This is a genomic window from Bradyrhizobium brasilense (assembly GCF_029714345.1).
Taxonomy (GTDB): Bacteria; Pseudomonadota; Alphaproteobacteria; order Rhizobiales; family Xanthobacteraceae; genus Bradyrhizobium; species Bradyrhizobium australafricanum.
In genome coordinates, this window is record NZ_CP121669.1 from 4,903,121 (window position 1) to 4,923,778 (window position 20,658).

The 20,658-nt window shown below is 63.5% G+C and carries 26 protein-coding genes and 1 tRNA gene; 12 read left to right on the forward strand and 15 right to left on the reverse strand.

What is annotated here, in order from left to right; translation table 11 throughout:
- Position 1: 1 nt before the first annotated feature.
- Entirely contained in the window at positions 2–664 is a 663-nt protein-coding gene (locus tag QA635_RS23085; RefSeq protein ID WP_028332158.1) for a cold-shock protein, read from the reverse strand.
- A 209-nt stretch (positions 665–873) separates the two neighbouring features.
- Complete coding sequence (locus tag QA635_RS23090) at positions 874–1,635, reverse strand: SIR2 family NAD-dependent protein deacylase (RefSeq protein WP_283061625.1); 762 nt, start codon at positions 1,633–1,635, stop codon at positions 874–876.
- A gap of 252 nt (positions 1,636–1,887) precedes the next feature.
- On the opposite strand from QA635_RS23090, the gene QA635_RS23095 reads away from it, so the two are divergent.
- Positions 1,888–2,049, forward strand: a complete 162-nt coding sequence (locus QA635_RS23095; protein WP_229189477.1) for a hypothetical protein — start codon at positions 1,888–1,890, stop codon at positions 2,047–2,049.
- Positions 2,050–2,483: 434 nt separating this feature from the next.
- Here the strand turns inward: QA635_RS23095 and QA635_RS23100 are convergent, their stop codons facing one another.
- Both QA635_RS23100 and QA635_RS23105 read right to left on the reverse strand, forming a co-directional pair.
- Positions 2,484–2,669 (reverse strand): hypothetical protein, encoded by a 186-nt coding sequence (locus QA635_RS23100; RefSeq protein WP_283061627.1) that lies wholly within the window; start codon positions 2,667–2,669, stop codon positions 2,484–2,486.
- Between the two features lie 255 nt (positions 2,670–2,924).
- Positions 2,925–3,272: a GrlR family regulatory protein gene (locus tag QA635_RS23105; protein WP_168858947.1), complete on the reverse strand. Its 348-nt coding sequence runs from the start codon at positions 3,270–3,272 to the stop codon at positions 2,925–2,927.
- A 172-nt stretch (positions 3,273–3,444) separates the two neighbouring features.
- Between QA635_RS23105 and QA635_RS23110 the strand changes: the two genes are divergently transcribed.
- The 5 genes from QA635_RS23110 (at position 3,445) to QA635_RS23130 (ending at position 6,605) form a co-directional block, all read left to right on the forward strand.
- Positions 3,445–3,618 carry a hypothetical protein gene (locus tag QA635_RS23110; protein ID WP_018271496.1) on the forward strand — a complete coding sequence of 58 codons (174 nt, stop codon included), beginning with the start codon at positions 3,445–3,447 and terminating at the stop codon, positions 3,616–3,618.
- 68 nt (positions 3,619–3,686) lie between these two features.
- On the forward strand, positions 3,687–3,914 hold the full coding sequence (locus tag QA635_RS23115; RefSeq protein WP_283061629.1) for a hypothetical protein: 228 nt from the start codon (positions 3,687–3,689) through the stop codon (positions 3,912–3,914).
- A gap of 212 nt (positions 3,915–4,126) precedes the next feature.
- A complete protein-coding gene (locus tag QA635_RS23120; protein WP_283061630.1) occupies positions 4,127–4,603 on the forward strand; it encodes a hypothetical protein in 477 nt (158 codons plus the stop codon).
- 559 nt (positions 4,604–5,162) lie between these two features.
- A complete protein-coding gene (locus tag QA635_RS23125) occupies positions 5,163–5,615 on the forward strand; it encodes a VOC family protein (protein ID WP_283061631.1) in 453 nt (150 codons plus the stop codon).
- A gap of 348 nt (positions 5,616–5,963) precedes the next feature.
- The gene (locus tag QA635_RS23130) at positions 5,964–6,605 is read left to right on the forward strand and encodes a glutathione S-transferase family protein (RefSeq protein WP_283071766.1); all 642 of its coding nucleotides are present in this window, start codon (positions 5,964–5,966) and stop codon (positions 6,603–6,605) included.
- Positions 6,606–6,623: 18 nt separating this feature from the next.
- Here QA635_RS23130 and QA635_RS23135 read toward each other — a convergent pair whose 3' ends face one another.
- The 6 genes from QA635_RS23135 to QA635_RS23160 form a co-directional block, all read right to left on the reverse strand.
- The gene (locus QA635_RS23135; protein ID WP_092083430.1) at positions 6,624–6,872 is read right to left on the reverse strand and encodes a hypothetical protein; all 249 of its coding nucleotides are present in this window, start codon (positions 6,870–6,872) and stop codon (positions 6,624–6,626) included.
- A gap of 130 nt (positions 6,873–7,002) precedes the next feature.
- Positions 7,003–7,260, reverse strand: a complete 258-nt coding sequence (locus QA635_RS23140; RefSeq protein ID WP_283061632.1) for a PilZ domain-containing protein — start codon at positions 7,258–7,260, stop codon at positions 7,003–7,005.
- A 91-nt stretch (positions 7,261–7,351) separates the two neighbouring features.
- Complete coding sequence (locus QA635_RS23145) at positions 7,352–7,648, reverse strand: hypothetical protein (protein WP_283061633.1); 297 nt, start codon at positions 7,646–7,648, stop codon at positions 7,352–7,354.
- Between the two features lie 861 nt (positions 7,649–8,509).
- Positions 8,510–8,584: transfer RNA gene (locus QA635_RS23150), tRNA-Glu, on the reverse strand.
- A 154-nt stretch (positions 8,585–8,738) separates the two neighbouring features.
- Positions 8,739–8,888: a hypothetical protein gene (locus QA635_RS23155; RefSeq protein WP_016844593.1), complete on the reverse strand. Its 150-nt coding sequence runs from the start codon at positions 8,886–8,888 to the stop codon at positions 8,739–8,741.
- An 84-nt stretch (positions 8,889–8,972) separates the two neighbouring features.
- On the reverse strand, positions 8,973–9,317 hold the full coding sequence (locus QA635_RS23160; RefSeq protein WP_156436340.1) for a hypothetical protein: 345 nt from the start codon (positions 9,315–9,317) through the stop codon (positions 8,973–8,975).
- 166 nt (positions 9,318–9,483) lie between these two features.
- On the opposite strand from QA635_RS23160, the gene QA635_RS23165 reads away from it, so the two are divergent.
- The gene (locus QA635_RS23165) at positions 9,484–10,716 is read left to right on the forward strand and encodes a Zn-dependent hydrolase (RefSeq protein ID WP_283061637.1); all 1,233 of its coding nucleotides are present in this window, start codon (positions 9,484–9,486) and stop codon (positions 10,714–10,716) included.
- A 7-nt stretch (positions 10,717–10,723) separates the two neighbouring features.
- Here the strand turns inward: QA635_RS23165 and QA635_RS23170 are convergent, their stop codons facing one another.
- Positions 10,724–11,608 (reverse strand): sulfite exporter TauE/SafE family protein, encoded by an 885-nt coding sequence (locus QA635_RS23170; protein ID WP_283061638.1) that lies wholly within the window; start codon positions 11,606–11,608, stop codon positions 10,724–10,726.
- A 368-nt stretch (positions 11,609–11,976) separates the two neighbouring features.
- On the opposite strand from QA635_RS23170, the gene QA635_RS23175 reads away from it, so the two are divergent.
- The 4 genes from QA635_RS23175 to QA635_RS23190 all read left to right on the forward strand — a co-directional run bounded on the left by QA635_RS23175 (position 11,977) and on the right by QA635_RS23190 (position 16,936).
- Complete coding sequence (locus tag QA635_RS23175; RefSeq protein ID WP_028342108.1) at positions 11,977–13,014, forward strand: PrsW family glutamic-type intramembrane protease; 1,038 nt, start codon at positions 11,977–11,979, stop codon at positions 13,012–13,014.
- Between the two features lie 148 nt (positions 13,015–13,162).
- Positions 13,163–14,953, forward strand: a complete 1,791-nt coding sequence (locus QA635_RS23180; RefSeq protein WP_283071767.1) for an acyltransferase family protein — start codon at positions 13,163–13,165, stop codon at positions 14,951–14,953.
- 88 nt (positions 14,954–15,041) lie between these two features.
- The gene (locus QA635_RS23185) at positions 15,042–15,614 is read left to right on the forward strand and encodes an HdeD family acid-resistance protein (protein ID WP_092083436.1); all 573 of its coding nucleotides are present in this window, start codon (positions 15,042–15,044) and stop codon (positions 15,612–15,614) included.
- Positions 15,615–15,850: 236 nt separating this feature from the next.
- Positions 15,851–16,936, forward strand: coding sequence for a 3-deoxy-7-phosphoheptulonate synthase (locus QA635_RS23190; protein WP_283061639.1), 1,086 nt, complete (start codon positions 15,851–15,853; stop codon positions 16,934–16,936).
- Between the two features lie 66 nt (positions 16,937–17,002).
- On the opposite strand, the gene QA635_RS23195 is transcribed toward QA635_RS23190, so the two are convergent.
- The 4 genes from QA635_RS23195 to epmA are packed head-to-tail and all read right to left on the reverse strand — an operon-like array spanning position 17,003 to position 19,652.
- Positions 17,003–17,248, reverse strand: a complete 246-nt coding sequence (locus QA635_RS23195) for a hypothetical protein (protein WP_283071768.1) — start codon at positions 17,246–17,248, stop codon at positions 17,003–17,005.
- Between the two features lie 43 nt (positions 17,249–17,291).
- Complete coding sequence (locus QA635_RS23200; protein ID WP_283061640.1) at positions 17,292–17,546, reverse strand: hypothetical protein; 255 nt, start codon at positions 17,544–17,546, stop codon at positions 17,292–17,294.
- Positions 17,512–18,603, reverse strand: coding sequence for a lysine-2,3-aminomutase-like protein (locus QA635_RS23205; RefSeq protein WP_283061642.1), 1,092 nt, complete (start codon positions 18,601–18,603; stop codon positions 17,512–17,514). Before QA635_RS23205 ends, QA635_RS23200 begins: the two co-directional genes overlap by 35 nt.
- Positions 18,600–19,652 (reverse strand): EF-P lysine aminoacylase EpmA, encoded by a 1,053-nt coding sequence (gene epmA / locus QA635_RS23210; protein ID WP_283061643.1) that lies wholly within the window; start codon positions 19,650–19,652, stop codon positions 18,600–18,602. Before epmA ends, QA635_RS23205 begins: the two co-directional genes overlap by 4 nt.
- 419 nt (positions 19,653–20,071) lie before the next feature.
- Between epmA and efp the strand changes: the two genes are divergently transcribed.
- On the forward strand, positions 20,072–20,638 hold the full coding sequence (gene efp, locus QA635_RS23215) for an elongation factor P (protein WP_016844580.1): 567 nt from the start codon (positions 20,072–20,074) through the stop codon (positions 20,636–20,638).
- The last annotated feature ends 20 nt before the right edge of the window (positions 20,639–20,658 follow it).

A 20,658-nucleotide genomic window follows, 5' to 3' on the forward strand; every position in this document is an offset into this window, starting at 1 on the left:
ATCAGTGCGACGACAGCGCCGACGGACCGGTCTCCGGGTGGATCTCGGCGGCCATCATGCCCTTGGAGCCGGGCCCAAACCGCACCAGCACATATTGGCCGGGGCGCAGTTCGGTCATGCCGAAGCGGCGCAGCGTCTCCATATGCACGAAGATGTCGGGCGTGCCCTCGCCGCAGGTCACGAAGCCGAAGCCGCGCAGCCGGTTGAACCACTTGACCTGCGCGCGCTCGAGCCCGCTGGTCGCGGTCACCGTGACATGGGTGCGCGGCGGCAGCATCTGCGCCGGATGGATTGCCGTCGATTCGTCCATCGAGACGATGCGGAAAGCCTGGTAGCCCTTCGCGCGCTGCACGCATTCGACGACCAGCCGCGCGCCCTCATAGGCGGTCTGATAGCCGTCGCGCCGCAGCACGGTCACGTGCAACAGGATGTCGGGCCAGCCATTGTCGGGGACGATGAAGCCGTATCCCTTCGAGGCGTCGAACCATTTGATGACGCCGGAAACTTCGACGAGGTTTGCCGCTGTGTCACCGAGGCCTGAGAAGGCATCCATCGCCGGATCGCGTGGCGCGCTTCCATACTCGCCTTGACCAATCCTGCTTTGCCCAACTCCGCCCATCGGCGGTCCGCCGAGCTTCTTGGACTCAAATCCGTCCGACCCCATGACCCCGGACCCCACACATCAAATGCAGATCGCCGTCGTTGCGGCGCACCCTGTACACGCTGCTCTCCATGACCAACTCACTCGGACTGATTTGGACGCGGCGCGAATCTCTCAACCAAAAGATAACACTCCCGCTTGCGGGGCATAGCTAAAAAACGATTCTTGCGGGAACTATGAACAGGCTTGCACAGTCGCGAATCAATCGGGCATCAATTGCCTACGAAAGGACCAAGCGTGTCGCCGATGTCGTGGCGGATCACCAGATCGGCGATGTCGTCCTGATCGGTCGGCTCGTCGTTGATGATCACGAGCCGCGCGCCGCTCTCCTTCGCCATCATCGGAAAGCCCGCGGCGGGCCACACCACAAGCGATGAGCCGATCGCCAGAAACAGGTCGCAGTGCCGGGAGAGTTCCGCCGCGCGGCGCATCGCATCCTCGGGCATCGATTGCCCGAACGAGATCGTCGCGGTCTTCACCGGATCGCCGCAGTCCGCGCAATCGGGCGCGCTGCCCGCCTTGTCGAACTGCTGCTTCACCCACAACAGCTCGTAGTCCTTGCCGCAGCCGATGCAGCGGCCATAGGTCGTGTTGCCGTGCAGCTCGATCACGTCGTCGGCCTTGAAGCCCGACGCCTGATGCAGGTTGTCGATGTTTTGCGTGATGATGCCGGGAACCTTGCCGGCCCGGTAAAGCGACGCAAGCGCGCGATGCCCGCGACCGGGTTTGGCCGCCGCGAACGTCTGTTCCATCGCAAAGCGGCGCCGCCAGGACTCGTCGCGCGCGTCCTGGCTGCCGACGAACTCGTCGAACGGAATCGGTCGGTTGCGGGTCCACAGCCCGCCGGGCGAGCGGAAATCGGGAATGCCGCACTCGGTGGAGATGCCCGCCCCGGTGAAGGGCACGATGGACGACGCCTCCGCAATCATGTTGCCGAGCTGCTCCACGCCGCTGCGCAAGTCTTTTGCGATCACTGAAAACAATCCGGTTGGCCGCAGCGACTATAGCACGGCCAGACCGATTGCGAGCTCAACCGTTGCGCGAGCGATCGGCTGCGAGCGGCGTGCCTTGATCGATCGGCTTGCGATCAGCTGCGTCGGCGCCTCCGCTTGGTCGCTCTTCCAGCGCCTCAGCATCATCACATTCCTGCACTGGCTGCTCCGCATTGACGCCCAATTCGCCGACGCCAATGCGCCCGGGACAGGACCACGGCCAGGAGGATGGGCATGACCGATCAGGAAGACCGCGTCGCGCGCGAGCGCGAGGAGATCGTCGCACGCATTGCCAGCTTCAGGGCGACGCAGCAGAAGTTCGAGCGCGATCGCCAAGAATATTACGACAACACGCTCGGCAATGCCTGGAGTGGATTTCAACGCAAGACCGCTTAACGCAAGACCGCTCGATGCCCTGCCAGGCGACCGCGTTCATGGTCCGGGCGCCATGAGGCGCAAGTGAGAAAGCCCCGAGCGGTTTGTTCCGGGCTTATGTCTATTGCCGGTGCCGCTGTGCGATGGTTGCCGCAAACGCAGTTCCGGTTCCCTCGAGCGTTTTCCGTTCCGATCGAATCGCTCGAAAACGCGCCAGCCATGCGATAGCGCAAAGCTACCATCGGTCAGCGCTGGAACAAAAATACAACCTCAGAGATTAGCTTGGCGGTGAACGAGGTTGGCATCAATGCCGGCATGGATGGAACTGCTGCTTAACGTGATGGGCTTTGCCGGCTTCATCGGCATCGCGATGTATCACAAGCATCCGAACGGGAAGCTGCCGGACTGAGCGCCGGCGGCGCGTCTCGGCTTGCCGCTCCCCCGGCTTGCCGTGTTCAGTTTGCCTTCCGGGCCTCTCCCGCGGTCCGGACCAGCCGGTCCGACTTCACTAGCACTTTGCCGCTCTCCGGCTGCTGCCGCAGCCAGAAGCTCATCACGACAAAAGCCGAGCAGAACAGCAGCCCCACCACCATCACGCGCCGGTGGGTCGGTCGATCAGCACTGTGGAAAGATGGCATCATGGCTGTCACCCGCAGCCATCCCAATCGCAATCGCAGGTGGTGACAACACGATGCTGCTCTTAACCTAACCACGTAGGGTTAGCGGTGGCTGGGTAACGCCTCGTCCGGGAAGTTCCGATCAGCCGTCGCAGCGTGATTCACAACGATATCCCCCGCTTGTCCGCAGCAAATTCACAACGCCAGCGGGCCCAATTATCCAACAAAATACAGTTCTTGCTGCACGCCCATCCACAGCCTCGCGCCGCGTGCGCGCATTCAGGCGTCGGCGAGCCATTTCAGGGTGGCCCGGAAACCCAGGCTGCGGGTTCCAACCAGCACGGTCCCGAACACCTCAGCCTCGTCGCCGCTGAATGTGCCGGAGAACCCGCTCGTCACCTCCTGTCCGGCGAACAGCGGACGGGTGAACGGGTCCGCGAAGGGCGAATGCTGGTTGGTGCTGAGATGTCCCTTCCAGGTCCCCTCGCCGGCCGTGTAAGCCCCGATCGACCAGAAATACGGCCCGCCGCCGATCAAGAGACCGTCGCGCAGGATCAGGATGCCGCTGTCGCGGCCCTTCACGCCGTCGGTCATGTGGATGTGGATCGAATAGAGCCCGTTCTTCATCGATCGCGCCGCCCGGTCCTGACGGCCCGCAGTATGGCTCCAACCCGGCCGGCATGCGAGCGGGCCGATACCGTCCGCCCCGTCCGAATCGAGGCAAAAAGGCAGCTCCCCGGGCGCTTACAAATCGTTAAGAAAGCCCTGACAAGGTTCGATCCTCCGGAGGGAGAGAGCCATGCTCGTATACCCCGTACCTGTCGAAGTGACGCAAGCCAGAGTGCAGCTCGTCGTCGACCAGACGGCGAAGGAGCAGCCGCGCATCATCAATGAGGATGTGCTGGACGTCTTCGCCGCGAAGAACCAGGCCGACCGTGAAGCGGTCGAGACCATCCTCGACATCAAGGTGTGAGAGCGGCAGCAGCCGACAGGAACCTCTCGACTGCGCACGGGTCATCCTGGTGACGCCAGGAGGCACCCATGTGCAAGCTGATCGCGGTCACCGTCTTCACCCTGATATGCGGCACGGCCTTTGCCCAGGATATTGGTCCAGCGCCGCAGAGCGGCATGGAACGGCCTGAAAACACCAATGGAGCCACTCAGAGCGGCGCGATGGACACCACGGGGATGGATGTGAAGCGGGCCAACAAATCCGAGATGAAGAACACGGCAAAGGGCGCGGCAAAAAGGGACGACGCCAAAAAGTAGGTTCCCACGACCGAACGTCCGGGAAGCTGCGACCTTAAAAAACGACCTTAAAAAAAGACGCGACCATCAAAAAAAGGAAGGAACGAGTCTCTCGTTCCGCCGTTAGCTTGGCGAGCGGTACAACGAGGGAGAAATCCACCGGAAATATCAGCTCAACAAGCCCCGTCAGCTTACTTCGGTAACTGGCGGGGTTTTGTTTTGTGGAGGCGCCCATGTACGCCCTGTTCCGCGGCAAGACGCAGCTCGGAAGATCGTTCGCGACGGAAATGGAAGTTTGGGAGGCGGCGCTGATCGACGGCCTTGTCGAGGATGTTCCGGTCGCAGACGAACTGGGTGGCCAGATCCTGCCTGCCGGCTATCGCGTCGAGCGGGTCGATGAATACGAGGCGCAGCCCGATTGGAAACCCGGACGTTCCGGACGCCGATCGGCCAGCCAGCGGACCCCAGCCGGCCGGAACCGCGTTGAACAGCGCAACGGCACATCACGCGTGGTGCCGACAGTTCACCTCCCTGTCGGCTTTGAAAGATCCCGCCAATCCCCCTCGCGGGGTCTTTCTTTTGAACCTTTCGCGCGGCGCGAAGACATAAGGGGCGCTGGGGGATTTCAGGGCCCAGCATCCGGCGCAGCGCTGTGGGACGAACATACTCCGTCTACGCGGCGCTGTTGCATTTTACAAATTCAACCTTAAGTTTGGTGCCCAACAGTTGACGGCTCACGCCCTGAGAGATCCCCAGTCCGTCAGCTGGGAAAGCCCCGCATCCAGCCTGCGGGGCTTTCTATTTTCCGGACCCAGGAACCTTCCGCGCGCAGCGACATTGTATGCCCGGTTGCCGGCACGATCTCCCCAAGGCCGGTCGGCATCAACCTCGCGAGCCCACTCGCGGGGTTTTGCGCTTTAAAGGCCGTCCAACCTCGCGCGTCCTTGATTGGCCGTGATCGCCAATCGGTGCGATAGAGGCCGCGCCTCCAAGGCTCGACCACAAGCCCCGTCCCAGAAATTTTGCTGGGCGGGGCTTGCTTGGATCCGCTGCCGCGCAAGCGTGTCGCGGCACGTCCCTTCCATACCTGGCTGCGCGATCGCGCGGCGCAACGGGAGCCAGCGCTCGCGAAGGCGTGAGCATGCAAAGGCGAAATGCGATCGGCAAAACTCGCGCAAACCCCTGCCCCGCGTCGCGTTTTGCTGCTATTCCTTGCCCCGTCTCGCCCGAGCCCAAACAAAATCTCTGAATCTGCAGGAGGATAAGAAAATGCGCTATCTGCACACCATGCTGCGCGTCCGCAATCTCGATGTCGCGATGAAATTCTATCAGGACGCGCTGGGGCTGAAGGAAGTGCGCCGCATCGACAATGAGAAGGGCCGCTTCACGCTGGTGTTTCTCTGCGCGGAGGAAGACCTCCATCTGCTCAAGTCCCTGCCGCAGACCCGCGGTGCTCCGCTGGTCGAGCTGACCTACAATTGGGATGAGGAGAAATACGGCGAGGACCGCCATTTCGGCCATCTCGCCTACGAGGTCGACGACATCTACGCGACCTGCGCGAAGCTGATGAAGATGGGCGTCACCATCAATCGTCCGCCGCGCGACGGCAACATGGCGTTCGTGCGTTCGCCCGACCTGCACTCGATCGAGATCCTGCAAAAGGGCGAGCCGAAAGCCCCGGCCGAGCCGTGGGCATCGATGCCGAACACCGGCCATTGGTAAACACCGCGCCCGCACCTACGTTCCTGTCGGCGTTTCGCCCTTGCTGAAGCGCCGAGCGATCACGAGGAACGCGACACGATCGTTGACGTTGCTCCCTCACAAGCATGCGAGGAGACAACGATGGGAAGAGGAATTTTGCTTTGGCTGTTGGGTGTGCCGATCCCGGTGATCATCGTGTTGTGGTTGTTGTTCGGTCACTGACGGCGTCTTGATGCATAGCGATCAGCGAGGCTCTGCCGCTATGCGGCGGAGCCTCTTTTTTTGCTCTCGGTACAATTCACCCCGCGCTTTTCTCCGACGCTTCAGCTATGAACGCGCGCAAAGCACAACAGCGGGAAGAAACGCGTGATGGACAGCAAGCCGCAACTGACGATCTGGGGTCGGGCCAACTCGGTCAACGTGCAGAAGGTGCTCTGGTGTCTCGCCGAGCTCGACCTCCCCTATCAGCGCATCGATGCCGGCATGCAGTTCGGCAAGAACGATCAGCCCGACTATCTCGCGATGAATCCGAATGGCCGCGTCCCGACGCTGGTCGACGGTGACTTTGTGCTGTGGGAATCCAATTCGGTGATGCGCTATCTCTGCATGGCCTATGGTCATGGCGCGCCGCTCTATCCGCAAGCGCCGACAGCGCGCGCCGCCGTCGACCGCTGGCTCGACTGGACGCTGTCGACGCTGCAGCCGGTCGACCGGCCGGTGTTCTGGGGCCTGGTGCGCACGCCTCCGGAGAAGCGCGACATGGTCCAGATCCAGAAGGACGCCGATGCCGAGGGCGTGGCGTGGCGCGTCGTCGAGGCGCAGCTTGCAAGGCGCCGCTTCATCGAGGGCGATCAGTTCACGATCGCCGACGTCGCGCTCGGCGCCTTTGCGCGGCGCTGGCTCGGCGTCGAGGGCGTCACCAAGCCGAAGCTGCCGCATCTCGAACGCTGGTTCGGTGAGATCGCGGGGCGGCCGGCCTTCGTGCGGTTCATCGCGCCGCCGATGTCGTGAGCGCGGGCGGCAAGCCGCTCAACGCCCGCCGCTGGACATCCCGCCACCGACGCTGACGGCGCCACCGAGCTTCACGCAGGTGTCGGAGCCCTCCACCTTGACGAAGCCGGGTCCGTACGACGCGCATGGATTGCTCCGCGTCGCGGATTTCGACGGCAAGGTTTTGCCGGCGTCGGTGGGCGTCTGGAAATTGCGGCGGTCGCCCTGCTGCGCGAACGCGGCGGCGGGAAGCAGGACGGCGATGATGGCAATGCAGGTCTTGCGCATCCGGCCTTTTATCCCACGCCACCGGACGAGGCTAGCTCATGATGCGATCGGGAAGGATCGCAGCATGAGCTAGCTCTTTTCTTGAGCATGATCTGTTCGGAAAACCGGATCCACTTTTTCGGATCGTGCTCTACCGCACGAACTTGACGCCGAACGTCCTGCCCTCGCGCCACACCACTTCGCAGGCGCGCCCGGTGCGGGCGTCGCGCGAGAACGCCAGCCGCAGCTTTGCCGGCAGCGTGTTGTTGTCCTCGACCGTGATCTTGGCGCCCGACGAGGACATGTCCTCGACCACGCAGGGCCGCGCGGCGAATCCGCCGTCGAGCGTGATCCAGCCGGATTGCCGCAGCGATTTGCGCGTTTCGCGCTTCTTGGTCCCTGAAGCCATCACATGATCCCGAGCCCAGCCGTATCGCCGTTGGCTTTACAAAGGGTTGCCAAAGAAGGGCAGATTGCAGCGATCTCGGGATTGTTCACATCTACATCTGCCAGCGCGGCACGGCAAAGCGCCCCCCTGACTGTGATCGTGCTCGCTGCTCCAGGCGGCTCCCAATGCCCAGGAACCTCAGCAAGTCGTCACCAGCCGAAGCACCGAGCGCCGACGTGCACAGATTGTGGGCGGCCATCTGCGCAAGTTTGTCGGCAATCTTGCCGAGCGCGTTCGGGCCTGCAGTCTTGAGCGCGTCCATTGCGGAAGCGCCGTTGCAAATCCGGGTTTCAAAGTCGGTTAGGACTCCGCGAGTGACATCCTGGCTGACTTGGCTGATCTGCAGCATGGTTTGTACCAAGCGGAGCGCGCGGCTGCCTGGCTGCTGCCAAGTGCTGCGGTGTCGTCGTTGCCGTAAATGCCCGCCAGCGTTCGCGCGATACTCACATCGTCGCTCATCAAGAAAGCGGTCCTGGCACCGAACTTTCCATTTGCTGGGGCTCAGTTCGATATTTGCAATACGGTAGTGTGCCACCTTCAAAGGAAAAACAATGGACGGTCTCTCGCCAACCACCATTCGGCAACTTTACGAACACGCTCTCGACGCGCCTGGTCCAAAGACGTGGTAGATCACGCGCCTCGCGATGTACAAAGCGCTGCATCGCGCTCTATCAGAGTATGACGGAAACGAAAAAACGTGCCTCGCGATATCCGGATCGAAAGGACTCGGTCTTGTGGAGAATGGGGCAACCGCGAGGTGATCGGCTTGATGGCATCCCCGCTTCGGATGAAACCCATCCCGGACGACCCGGCCAATCCAATTTACCAATTGGCATTACGAAATGAGCCGAGCTGGCCGATCGTCGTTTGGATTATTTCCAGGCGAAATTGATCCAGCAATTCGCACAGTCGCGCAGCAGCCCGAAAAAGTCATCGGTCTGCCCTGACGTCATGCTCCGAGCAGCGCCAATCTTGTAAGCCCCAATCAAGAAGCAGTTGCGGCAATTGCCGGTCTGACGGCAGAGCAAAGACCAGCGCCAGTTCACCCTGGACCGTTCCGGCCCCAAGCGCGGCGATCGCTCGCGCTTGGGGATCACTTCCCGAAGTTGCTGATAGAACTGTCGTCGCGAGATCGACCGGGTGATGCGCCGAAAATGTCAATCTGGACGCTTAAATGTCTGATCTTGTGGAGTGTTCACTTTGGCCGTGATGGCGCTCCCTAGCGGAATCGAACCGCTCTCTCCACCGTGAAAGGGTGGCGTCCTAACCGATAGACGAAGGGAGCAAAACTCCCGGCAAATCAATACGTTAGACGTGAGATGCGCCGGACTGGCCACAGCCCTCAAGCCGCGACCGGCGAACGTATAGTGGCGATTGGCCGGGCGGGCAAGCGTTCAGAACGCTTTTCCCGGGTTGCCGCTGGGATCACCGGAAGGACATCACCTGCAGGACAATCCGGCCTCGATCGAGGTCCAGAAGCCGCAATGCGTCGGCACATGCGCATGCGCCCGCGAGCCCCCGACGTGAATCAGGATTGCGGCGGCAAGCGCGACGACGACGACGGGAACAATGAATCTTCGGATCGACATGGGCCTGCGCATCGACCGACATCGTGGCCTAACTAAGGCCTGCGAGCCGGCTCGATGTCCAGCAACAGCGCTCAGCGCCAGCCGCTAGTGATTGCTGGCGACGTCCTGACGATTATTCGGCTGCGCCGCCACAGGCGTCCGCTTGATGCAGGTGCTGCAGATCACGAGCTTGCGCGCCAGCCGGTCGTCGGCATCCGCTTCCGACAGTTGCGCAGGCGATGTCTCCGCCACCGCGGGCGACGCATTCCGCGCATGGCGCCGCGGCTGCGGGAGATTGGGGTCCTGTCCAGCACCGTCCCAGGCCAGCGGACCTGTCCCCGGCGGGGGCGTGGTCATGCTGTATTGCTGCGAGACCTGCGCGCAGGCGCCGACAGCGATCGGAAGAAACAGCACAGCGGCCTTGCGAGCCCAGTTCCGGAATGCAGACATGATCACACTCTCACGCTATTCGTACTGCGACCTAAGAGCAGAACCGCTAAGAAATCGTTTGCCCTGATTGTTCCGTCGCATCCAACCGCGTCGGCATCAAGACGGGATTGAGGCGCCAAGGCGCACATCAAGACGTAAAATCAAGACGGCAATCCGGAGTCCAATCATGCCAGGCATCAACGGTCGCTTCGACGGCAAGCGCGTGCTCGCCGATCTCAACGCGCTGCGCGCGATCGGCGCCTACAAGACCGGCGTGCACAAGCCGACATTCTCGGAACCGCATCTGCGCTCGCTCGACTGGCTCGCGACGCGTTTGCCCGACGCCGATCTCACCGCAACGATCGACGGCATCGGCAATGTGCTCGGCTCCAGCGCGAAGGCGGGGCCAAAGCTGCTCGCCGGCTCGCATCTGGAGAGCCAGAACCATGCGGGCTGGCTCGATGGGCCGCTCGGCGTGATCTACGCGCTCGAGGCGGCGCGCGTCATCAACACCGATCCGGACGCGAACGGCGCGGTCGAGGTCGCCGCGTGGTGCGACGAGGAAGGACATTTCGGCAGTTTCCTCGGTAGCCGGTCGTTTGTCGGCGCGGTGACCGAAGGCGACATCGACGCAGCCCGCGACCGCTCCAGCGATCGCACCATGCGCGATGCATTGCGCGACGCAGGCTTCGCCGGCCGCCCGCGCCTCAATGCCGAGGCCGGCCGCCATATCGGCTATCTCGAAGCGCATATCGAGCAAGGCGACACGCTGGAAAGCAGCGGGCTCAAGATCGGCGTCGTCACCTCGATCGTCGGCATCTGGCAGTATCGCATCACGTTCAACGGCGAGCAGAACCACGCCGGCACCACGCGGATGGCGGTGCGCAGGGACGCCGGCCTTGCGCTGGCGCGGTTCTGCGTCGCGATCGACGACAGCTTCCCTGCCCTGTCGGGACCGCGCACGGTGTGGACCACCGGCCGCATCACGCTCGACCCAGGCGCACCGAGCATCATTCCAGGCGGCGCCGAGATGCTATTCCAGATTCGTGACGACAATCCCGAGGTGATCGCACGTCTCGAGGAGCAGCTGCATCGCCTGGCGGCCGAGGCCACCGCTCAGGGCCGTTGCGGCGTGAAGGTTGAGCGCATCCGCACCGGGGTGCCCGCGATGATGACGCCTGCATTCCAGGATGCGATCGAAGCCGCGAGCGCAACTTGCGCCGGCGGCAAATCGATCCGCATGCCGAGCGGCGCCGGCCATGACGCCCAGGTCCTCGCCACCATCATGCCGGCGGCGATGCTGTTCGTGCCGTCGATCGGCGGCATCAGCCATCACTGGAGCGAGAACACTGACGACGCCGATATCGTCACGGGCGCCGAGGTGTTTGTCGAAACCTGCCGGCGCCTGCTCGCAGGTTAGAGCACCTTCAGGTCGGGCCGCCCCGGTTGCCCGACTTCAGCGAAGCCAACGCGTGCGAGTCCTGCACGGTGCTTCTCCTCGCGGTGAAGAAGACGTACAGCAAGCAGATGTCGATCAGGATCGTGCCGGCCATGACGCTGTAGGCCCACGGGCTTTCCATCAGCTTCACTTCGATCAATACGCGCGACAGGCCGAATCCCACGACCCACGCGTCAAAGCTCATGCAGATCCGGCGAAACGTCTCGGCGTCCAGCCGCCGGATCAGCCAGGCACCGAGCGGTATGCCGAGGACAACGCAGGGAACGAGCACGAACAAGAGGCTCCGGCTCTCGTCGATGAACAGACCGAGCTTGTAGTACGCGATTGCAGTCAGGCTGGACTCCGTCACCCGAACCAGTGCGAGACCGGCCCGAAATTCATCTTTGACGAGGCCCTGATTGTTGAAGAGGATCGCCAGCGGCGGGCCCGAAATGGTCGTGACCGAGTACAAGATCCCGAGCATCGTTCCGAAAGGCAAACCGACCAGCCATTTCGACTGGATCGGCCTCCGCCAACCGGCCGCCTGCAGCAGAATGAGCGGCAGAATGATCGAGTAGGTGGCGAACTTGGTCCAGCCGGGCTGAAGCGACGTCAGCGCAAAGGCTCCGACCGCGATGCCGGGCAGCATGCCGATGAGAATAGGCAGCACGCGCCGCCACACGGCCGGAACGCCGCTCAGGTTGATGCACAGGACATACAGATTGACGAAGACTTCGACGATGACCACCGCGGGATTGAGGACGCGGTTGGTGTAGAAGACGAGTGCGACCGGCACCGTGAGCGACGAAAACCCGTAACCAAGCGCGCCATTTACAAACGCCGCAAACAGCGCGATCACGGCAAGAACGATCACAGCAGAATCAATCGAAAGCATCTCTGGCTTTTACCGGATCAGTCGCCTTGCCCACGGCATTATAACCCAACGAAGGGGACGCGGTGCCGAAAGCTGATCGGACCCACAGGTCGCGATCCCGGAATCGTCGGGCTACCAAAGCCCCTGGAACGCCATGGACCTGGCGCCCGACAGGAACCTGTCCGGGAGCCGCCCTCGGCCCCTTAGCTGATCAAGGCCCGCAACGGCACCTTTCCAACCCGCTTTCGTAAGGCACCGTGGCATATTGGTCACGAGAACGGCATCAGACCGATTTGCAATCCGCTGAACTTGCTGCCATTTCTTCGGCACGCATCGCTTTGGTGCCATTAAAGGGGCCCGTCCGGCTCATGTTGTTGCTTGAGTCGCTTCCAACCGTCATCGGCGCCGCCGCCATTGCCCCCGCATTGCTGGTGTTGTGGCTGGTCATCGCCGCCGACGAGCGGCCCGGACCGCCGGTTCAGGTGTGGCTCGCCTTCGTGCTCGGCGCGGCCAGCATCTCGCTGCTCGGCCTGGCGCGAATTCCGTTCAATGCGCTGCTCGCCATTCCCGACAATCCCTGGGCGACGCAGGCGGTGCGTGCAGCTTTCGGAGTCGCGGCACCGGAGGAGATCGTCAAGGTGCTCGTCATCGTCGTCATCTCGACGCGGCGCCGCGCCTTCGCCGATCCGATGGATACGGTGGTCTATGGCGCGGCCGCCGGACTTGGGTTTGCCGCCTATGAGAACCTCGCCTATCTGGTCCAGCACAAGGACATGTGGCGCGCGCTCGCGGCATTGCGCAGCGTGCTCACGGTGCCGTTCCACGGCGCGCTCGGCATCATCGCCGGCGCCTATCTTGCGATCGCGCGCTCCGGCGGCGCGCTCGGCGCTTACCGGGGTCACCGCGACTGGGCGCGCATGACGAATTGGGCGCTGGTGCTGGTCGCGCCGGTCGCGCTGCACGCGGCGTTCGATTTTCCGCTACTCGCGCTCCAGCGCATCCCCGATCTCGGCTCGACCACGCGGCTGCTGCTCGGCTCGGCCAGCGTGCTGATCGGCTTCTCCTCGATCGGCTTTGCAATCCGCCTGGTGCGACGCCTCGGCAAGCATCATGCGCCGCGCACCGACGTTGCGCGCGAGCGGCTCAGCCAGTTGCGGCGGATGTGGGCGCTGCTGCTGATCGGCGGCGGCGCCGGCTTTGCCGGTGTCTCCTTCCTGCTCACCTCGCTGCATCATTGGTACGTCAATCCCGAGCGCAATGCGTCGTTCATCCTGGTCCCGATCGGCTTCACCTCGATCCTGATCGGACTGGCGCTGCTCATCGCGACCACCGCCGTCTACTTCCTCGGCCGCAACCGGATGCGGACCGCCTCGGAGGGCTTTCCGTCCGCTCCCGGTCAAAGCTAGCGCCCCGGCCGGCACCGCTCCCCTTGCAAAACAACCTCGGCGGGTTCAGGGAGAGACACAGAACAGGCGCGAGAGGACGATGGGGCACAACTACAAGAATTATCGGCCGGATATCGACGGCCTGCGGGCCGTTGCCGTCTCGTTGGTCGTGCTCGGCCACGCGTTCCCGCAATATGTTCCCGGGGGTTTCGTCGGGGTCGACATCTTCTTCGTCATTTCCGGCTACCTGATCACCGGGATCATCTATGGCGACATTCAGAACGGGAGCTTCAGCCTTGCGACGTTCTATGCGCGTCGCATTCGCAGGATTTTTCCCGCTCTGATCGTCGTCTTGATCGCCGCCGTCATCGCCGGATGGCAACTTCTGATGCCGAGCGAGTTGGTGGCCCTCGGAAAGGAGATTGCGGCAGGCGCGGGTTTCTCGGCAAACCTGCTGTTCTATTCGGAGGGTGGCTATTTCGATGCGGCCGCGCAAACGAAGCCGCTGCTCCATCTCTGGTCGCTCGGCATCGAGGAACAGTTCTATCTTGTCTGGCCTTTGCTGCTGTGGGCGCTGATGCGATGGCGGATCGCCGCCGCCGCCCCCCTTGCCCTGATCTTCATCGCATCGCTTGTCGCAAATATCCTGGTCGTTCGAACCAACCCTGAAGCCGCATTCTACCAGCCGTTCACGCGGGCGTGGGAGCTCGCGGCCGGAGCATTGGTGGCCGTCTGCCTGCCCAGCGGATTCTCCGCGGCACGCGACCTTCTCGGATGGTCCGCGCTCGCAGTGATCGCGGCGGTAACCGCGTTCTATTCGCCCTCCATGACCTACCCCGGGATCGCAGCGGTGGCGCCGGTCGCCGCAGCCGCCGCCCTCATCATGTCAGGTCGCAATCGATTTCTCTCGACCCGTACCGCGGTCGCGATCGGGCTGATCAGCTATCCGCTCTACCTCTGGCATTGGCCGATCCTGGTTTTTGCGGCGAGCTTCAAAGGTCGTCCCCTGACTTTGGCCGAGAACGGGCTGGCCGTTGGGGCCAGCTTCATTCTGGCCTGGGCAACCTATCGCTACGTCGAGCGCCCGATCAGGTTCGGGCAGTGGCGGGTGGCGCCGGTCCTTGCGGCATCGATGGTGGCCGTTGCATCGGTGGGAGCGTTAGCGATCGTCGACGGCTTTGCCTTTCGGCTTCCGGCGATCGTTCGCGAAGCCGGCGCCATGACCGTATCCAGGGACTTCCTGAGATACGGCGAATGCCATATCTCCGCTTCCGCCGATCCCGCATTTGATCCGAGTTGCGTTGACGCCAGCAAGCGCCCGCTTGTTTTCGTATGGGGCGATTCGACCGCCGGCATGCTTGCCGCCGGGCTGCGGCAAGTCCAGGGCGATCAATTCGGGTTAGCCCAGTTCACCGTCAATTCCTGCCCGCCGCTCTTCACCGCGCAGGCCGAGACCATTCCGTTTTGTGTTCAAACCAACCGCCACATCGTTGCTGCGGTTACCCGCTCGCACCCCGATGTCGTGCTCCTGCACCTGGTGTGGAGCAGAGAACCCACCGCCGACGATCTCCGCCCGACGATTGCCGCCCTTAGACAGGCCGGCGCCGTCCGCGTCATCCTGGTCGGCCCTGTCCCGGTCTGGACCGACACGGTGCCCCATCTGACGGTGCAATATTTCCTGCGTCATCATGCGTTGATCCCGGAACGCAGCCGCGACGTGCGATCGACCAAGCAGGCTGACGACAGGGTTGGGCAGATCGCCGCCGATCTCGGGATCGAATATCTGTCGCTCTATGACGAACTGTGCAACGCGGACGGATGTCTGACCAGGGTCGGGACCAGCGCAAACGACCTGGTATCGGCCGACTTCCTGCATCTGTCGCCGCGCGCCTCGCGATATCTGGCGGCCAGGCTTGTGCCAAGGATTCTGGCGGTCGAAAATCGCCATGCGGAAAGATGAGCGCACAGCTATTGCCGCCGCAACTGACGGGCTGACCATTTATAACCGGTTAGGATAGACTGCACACGCGCAGATCCGGAGAGCCGCGATGACCCTGTCCAACGACCTCGACAAGCTGCGATCGGAAATGCAGGCCGCGGTGAAGGCGCACTGGAAGGCGTTCCTGTTCGAAGGCATCCTGCTCGTGATCCTCGGCATCGCCGCGATGATCGTGCCGACCTTCGCGAGCCTCGCCGTCACCATCTTCCTCGGCTGGATGTTCCTGATCTCAGGCATCGGCGGGCTGATCGTGACGTTCTGGGCGCGCAACATGCCGGGCTTCTGGTGGTCGCTGATTTCGGCCGCGCTCGCCGTGCTGGCCGGCATGGTGCTGCTCGCCCGTCCGATGCAGGGCGTGCTGACGCTGACCATCGTGGTCGGCGCCTATTTCGTCGCCGAGGGCGTCGCCACCGTCATGTACGCGCTGGAGCACCGCCGCGAATTGTCGGGACGCTGGTCGTGGCTGCTGATCGCCGGCCTGATGGACATCGTGATCGCCTTCTTCATCATCGCGGGCTTGCCGGAATCCGCGGGATGGGCGATTGGCCTCCTCGTCGGCCTCAATCTGATGTTCGGCGGGGCGACCCTGATTGGCATGGCGTTGGCGGCGCGCAACACCTGACGCCGAACCGCGGGGGGCTTGCATTTGGGGGGTGACAGCCCCAAATCCCTGCGCTATAGAGCCGCCCCATGATCACCGTCGCCACCAGCTATTTTTGGTACTTTAGCTACGACAGCTCGCTGGCGGCAGGAGGATCGCGCTCAATCTGAAGAATTGCAGCAAACGTCCAAAACAAGCCGCCAGACCTGGCGGCTTTTTTGTGTGCCGGCAGGTCCCGAAATCCAAAGGAGCCAGCCGTGTTGAGTACGACAGACGATCTTCGCATCAAGGAATTGAAAGAGCTCAGTACGCCGGAAGAGGTGATGCGGGAGGTCCCGCGCACCCTGACGGCGACCCGGGTGGTGATGGGCGCCCGCAACGCCGTCCACGCGATCCTGAACGGCACCGATGACCGCCTGCTGGTCGTCGTCGGCCCCTGCTCCATCCACGATCCCGCGGCGGCCGTCGATTACGCCGAGCGCCTCGCCAGCCTGCGCGAACAGCTCGCCGACCGCCTCGAGATCGTGATGCGGGTCTATTTCGAGAAGCCGCGCACCACCGTCGGCTGGAAGGGGCTGATCAACGATCCCGATCTCGACGGCAGCTTCGACATCAACAAGGGCCTGCGGCTCGCCCGCAACGTGCTGTCGGCGGTGAACAATCTCGGCCTGCCGGCCGGCACCGAATTCCTCGACATGACGACGCCGCAATACATCGCTGACCTGGTCTCCTGGGCCGCGATCGGCGCGCGCACCACCGAGAGCCAGATCCATCGCGAGCTGGCTTCCGGCCTGTCCTGCCCGGTCGGCTTCAAGAACAGCACCGACGGCGGTGTGCGGATCGCGGCGGACGCGGTGAAGTCGGCCTCGCACCCGCATCATTTCATGGCGGTCACCAAGGGCGGCCGTTCGGCGATCGCCGCCACCAGCGGCAACGAAGACTGCCACGTCATCCTGCGTGGCGGCCGGGCGCCGAATTATGATGCCGCGAGCGTCGATGCTGCCGCCGCCGAGCTCGGCCGCGCCGGTGTCGCGGCGCGGCTGATGGTCGACACCAGCCACGCCAACAGCAGCAAGAAGCCGGAGAACCAGCCGGCGGTTGCCGCCGACATCGCGCGCCAGGTCGCAGGCGGCGAACAGCGCATCATCGGCGTGATGATCGAGAGCAATCTTGTTGCGGGACGCCAGGACGTCGTGCCGGGCAAGGCGCTGACCTACGGCCAGAGCATCACGGACGGCTGCGTCGACCTCGGGACGACGGCTGACGTGTTGAAGCAGCTGGCCGATGCCGTCGACGCAAGGCGCAGCGTGCGGCGTGACGGCCTGCAGGAGCGTTCGGCCTGATTCGGCCGAACGGATTGAGCGTTGCCGGCGGGGCGGATATCGCGCCTCGCCGGTCAGCTGCGTGGGTTAGCAACCGCGGCAGATGCTCTTGATCTTCCTGTCGAGCGCCGCGTCTTCCTTGTTGGCCTGACTGTTCGGATCGCTGATATTCTTCTCGTTGCCAACGTCGCCGCGGCGCGGCTGACGATGTCCGATCGGCGCCTCCGGGACCGTCCCGCCCTTCTGCATGGAGGACGATCCACCCTGTTGCTGCGCCCAGGCTTGGGAGATGCCAAGCTGGGGCGCTCCGGCCGCAACCATCATCAGAGCCATCAACAAAACTGTCTTCCGCATCTCGCGTCTCCGCTTCTCAACCCTATCGCGCCCGTTCCGGCACCTCGACGGTAGCACAGTTGCGTCGCCCCTGCGCTGCGCAATCCTGTACCTTCCGTATATCGGCCATCGTGCCAAGGAGCCAGATTCCCGCGGCGACCAGCACCACAAAGAAGCCGAACATCACAGCATTTTCGATGCTGCGTTTGCCCCCGTCCTCGGGCGGCTCCTGCTGTCCGTCCCCGGCCCCGCTCATCGCCGCCTCAGGATTGCGGCGGGTAAAGATGAACGTCGCCACAATAATCGACGATACGGTAGCGCCGTTCCATCGGATCTTCACGTTCGCGGGAAGCCGGCTGCGACAAATAGCTCGGGCCGATCGGCGCCTTGCCGTGGCCGCCGGGGATGTCGAGCACATAATCCGGCTGACAAAGTCCGGACACACGCCCGCGCAACGCCCGCATCAGTTCCTGCCCGGCTTCGATCGTGGTGCGCAAATGCGCTGTGCCGGGCGCAAGGTCACCGTGATGCAGATAATAGGGTTTGATCCGGCACTCGACGAAGCCGCGCATCAGCGCCTCGAGCGTCGCAGCGTCATCATTGACGCCGTGCAGCAGGACGGACTGGCTCACCAGGGGAACGCCGGCGTCGGCAAGGCGCGCGCACGCTTCGCGGGCATTGTTGCTCAGCTCACGCGGATGGTTGGCATGGATCGCAATCCAGGTCGTCGCGCCTTCGACCCGCAGTGCCGCGATCATCTCGGGATTGATACGGCCCGGATCGGCGATCGGAACACGGGTGTGGAGGCGGACGATCTTCACATGATCGATGTCGGCGAGATCGGCCATGATCTCGGTCAGCCTGCGCGGCGACAGCATCAGGGGATCGCCGCCGGTCAGGATGACTTCCCAGATCTCCGGATGGCTGCGGATGTAATCCAGCGCCGCACGGTAGGCGTCATCGGACAAGGCCGAGGCTTTTCCCGGCCCGACCATTTCGCGCCGGAAACAGAACCGGCAATACACAGCGCAGACATGGACGAGCTTGAACAACACCCTATCGGGATAGCGATGCACGATTCCGGCGACCGGCGAATGCGCATCGTCGCCGATCGGATCGGCGTTCTCGCCCGGCTGCTCGACGAGTTCGTCGGCGCTCGGGATGAACTGCCGCGCGATCGGGTCGGCGGGATCGGCCGGGTCAATCAGCACGGCGAGTTCCGGCGTCACCGCGACCGCGTAGCGCGCAGCGACCCGCTCGAGCTCGGCAAGTGCTGCGACCGGCGCGAGCCCGGCATCGACCAGCTCGCGCGGCTGTCGCAGCGTCGACGCCAGTTTTGGATCGATCCTGTTCATGTCTCTCCCGCAGGCGGCGTCCAGACCACCTGATCAATTCGTGGCGCGCCGCTCGCCAGCATCACCAGCCGGTCGAAGCCGAGCGCGACCCCGCTGGCCTCCGGCATCTGGCTGACCGCGGCAAGGAAGTCGTCGTCGAGCGGATAGCGCTCGCCATAGCGGCGGGCCTTCTCGTCCATCGCTGCGGTGAAACGATGGCGCTGTTCGGCCGCGTCGGTCAGCTCGCCGAAGCCGTTGGCGAGCTCGACGCCGCAGGCATAGACCTCGAAACGCTCGGCGACCCGCGGATCGCCGGCCTTGGTGCGCGCCAGCGCGGCCTCTGGCGACGGATATTCGAACAGCACCGTCAGACGGCCCTGTCCCAGATGAGGCTCGATATGCTCGACCAGCACCTTGCTGAAGATATCGGACCAGGTGTCGTCATCTGCAACCCGCACCCGCGCTGCTGCAGCCGCCGCAAGCGCCTCACGGTCGCCTTCGCCGCCTGAGATCGTCGCCAGGAGGTCGATGCCGGCGAAGCGCTCGAAACCCGCCGCGACCGTCAGCAGCTCCGGCTCGGCAAACGGATCGGCCGTCCTGCCGCGGAATGAAAACCGCCCGATCCCGGTCGCCTGCGCCGCATGGGCGATCACCACGATCGTGTCGGCCATGATGGCGTCATAGCCGGCATTGGCGCGGTACCATTCCAGCATCGTGAATTCGGGCAGATGCAGGTCGCCGCGCTCGCGGTCGCGGAACACCCGCGCGAACTCGTAAATCTTCGGCTCGCCGGCCGCGAGCAGCTTCTTGCAGGCGAACTCCGGCGAGGTGCGCAGATAGCGCGGCGCATGTGAGCCATCGGCCTGCCTGAGCTCGGTGCGGGGAGCGTGCAGATGGGTCTCGTTGCCCGGCGAGATCTGCAGGATCGCGGTCTCGACCTCGGCAAACCCCTGCTCCTCGAACCAAGCGCGCACCGCTCGCGTGATCGCGGTCCGCGCCTGCAGGAACGGCCTGCGGTCGGCATAGCGCTGCGGCGTCCACCAGGGCGACGGCCGGTCATGAGCTGTCATCGCCAGAGCATCCTCATGGATTCAACATCAACGAGCCGCCATCCACACTCAAGAGTCCCGCGCAACCGATTGATTCCACACAAATTCATAAGCCTACAAAGCCCGAGCCTCCGCGGAACGCAGCGAGGCTGATCCCTTCTTGTCGAAAGACGCGCACCTTGTCCATGCGCGCGCGTGGCTGAACCTGAACGACGGCTCGCGCGTCCCATCGGCAGATTCGCTGAAACGGATGAGCCCATGGCCGAAAAATAGGGCCGATCGGGACGGCCGGGACGGTTGGCAACCTTGCGAATTCGGCCGCAAAAGACTGGCATCTCAAGGACAAATCAGTATGTTGCAGCCCGAAATCGCCGCCATGGCCTAGGGGCTGCCGATCCGGTTGGCGCCGCCCTTAGGCTCTCAAATTCAGGAAAACACCTTTGAAAGTCATCGCCAGTTCCATCCGCAAGGGCAACGTCATCGAGCAGGACGGCAAGCTCTATGTGGTCCTTTCCGCCGAGAACATTCATCCCGGCAAGGGCACCCCGGTCAGCCAGATCGAAATGCGCCGCATCGGCGACGGCGTGAAGGTCTCGGAGCGCTACAAGACCACCGACCAGGTCGAGAAGGCCACCGTCGAGGACCACAACTACAACTACCTCTATGAGGATGGCGACGGCTTCCACTTCATGAACAACGACAACTACGACCAGGTCCAGGTCTCCAAGGAGATCGTCGGCTCGTCCGCGCCGTATCTGCAGGAGAACATGACCGTGAAGCTCTCGATGCACGAGGGCAACCCGGTCGCGATCCAGCTGCCGCAGCGCGTGACGCTGGAAGTGGTCGAGACCGAGCCCGTGACCAAGGGCCAGACCGCCTCCTCGTCCTACAAGCCGGCCATGCTGTCCAACGGCCTGCGCACCGGCGTGCCGCCGCACATCACCACGGGCACGCGCATCGTGGTCATGACCGAAGACGGTTCCTACGTCGAACGCGCCAAGGACTGAGCGCTTGAGGCGCGGTGGGA

Coding starts and splice junctions, on each gene's coding strand:
- QA635_RS23125 (WP_283061631.1), top strand. CDS start 5,163: ATGCGCTATCTGCACACCATGCTGCGCGTCCGCAATCTCGATGTCGCG.
- QA635_RS23140 (WP_283061632.1), bottom strand. CDS start 7,260: ATGGCTTCAGGGACCAAGAAGCGCGAAACGCGCAAATCGCTGCGGCAA.
- QA635_RS23155 (WP_016844593.1), bottom strand. CDS start 8,888: ATGTCGATCCGAAGATTCATTGTTCCCGTCGTCGTCGTCGCGCTTGCC.
- QA635_RS23165 (WP_283061637.1), top strand. CDS start 9,484: ATGCCAGGCATCAACGGTCGCTTCGACGGCAAGCGCGTGCTCGCCGAT.
- QA635_RS23105 (WP_168858947.1), bottom strand. CDS start 3,272: ATGAAGAACGGGCTCTATTCGATCCACATCCACATGACCGACGGCGTG.
- QA635_RS23175 (WP_028342108.1), top strand. CDS start 11,977: ATGTTGTTGCTTGAGTCGCTTCCAACCGTCATCGGCGCCGCCGCCATT.
- QA635_RS23095 (WP_229189477.1), top strand. CDS start 1,888: ATGACCGATCAGGAAGACCGCGTCGCGCGCGAGCGCGAGGAGATCGTC.
- QA635_RS23120 (WP_283061630.1), top strand. CDS start 4,127: ATGTACGCCCTGTTCCGCGGCAAGACGCAGCTCGGAAGATCGTTCGCG.
- QA635_RS23185 (WP_092083436.1), top strand. CDS start 15,042: ATGACCCTGTCCAACGACCTCGACAAGCTGCGATCGGAAATGCAGGCC.
- QA635_RS23115 (WP_283061629.1), top strand. CDS start 3,687: ATGTGCAAGCTGATCGCGGTCACCGTCTTCACCCTGATATGCGGCACG.
- QA635_RS23205 (WP_283061642.1), bottom strand. CDS start 18,603: ATGAACAGGATCGATCCAAAACTGGCGTCGACGCTGCGACAGCCGCGC.
- QA635_RS23100 (WP_283061627.1), bottom strand. CDS start 2,669: ATGATGCCATCTTTCCACAGTGCTGATCGACCGACCCACCGGCGCGTG.
- QA635_RS23160 (WP_156436340.1), bottom strand. CDS start 9,317: ATGTCTGCATTCCGGAACTGGGCTCGCAAGGCCGCTGTGCTGTTTCTT.
- epmA (WP_283061643.1), bottom strand. CDS start 19,652: ATGACAGCTCATGACCGGCCGTCGCCCTGGTGGACGCCGCAGCGCTAT.
- QA635_RS23110 (WP_018271496.1), top strand. CDS start 3,445: ATGCTCGTATACCCCGTACCTGTCGAAGTGACGCAAGCCAGAGTGCAG.
- QA635_RS23135 (WP_092083430.1), bottom strand. CDS start 6,872: ATGCGCAAGACCTGCATTGCCATCATCGCCGTCCTGCTTCCCGCCGCC.
- QA635_RS23195 (WP_283071768.1), bottom strand. CDS start 17,248: ATGGCTCTGATGATGGTTGCGGCCGGAGCGCCCCAGCTTGGCATCTCC.
- QA635_RS23085 (WP_028332158.1), bottom strand. CDS start 664: ATGGGGTCGGACGGATTTGAGTCCAAGAAGCTCGGCGGACCGCCGATG.
- QA635_RS23145 (WP_283061633.1), bottom strand. CDS start 7,648: ATGCTGCAGATCAGCCAAGTCAGCCAGGATGTCACTCGCGGAGTCCTA.
- QA635_RS23130 (WP_283071766.1), top strand. CDS start 5,964: ATGGACAGCAAGCCGCAACTGACGATCTGGGGTCGGGCCAACTCGGTC.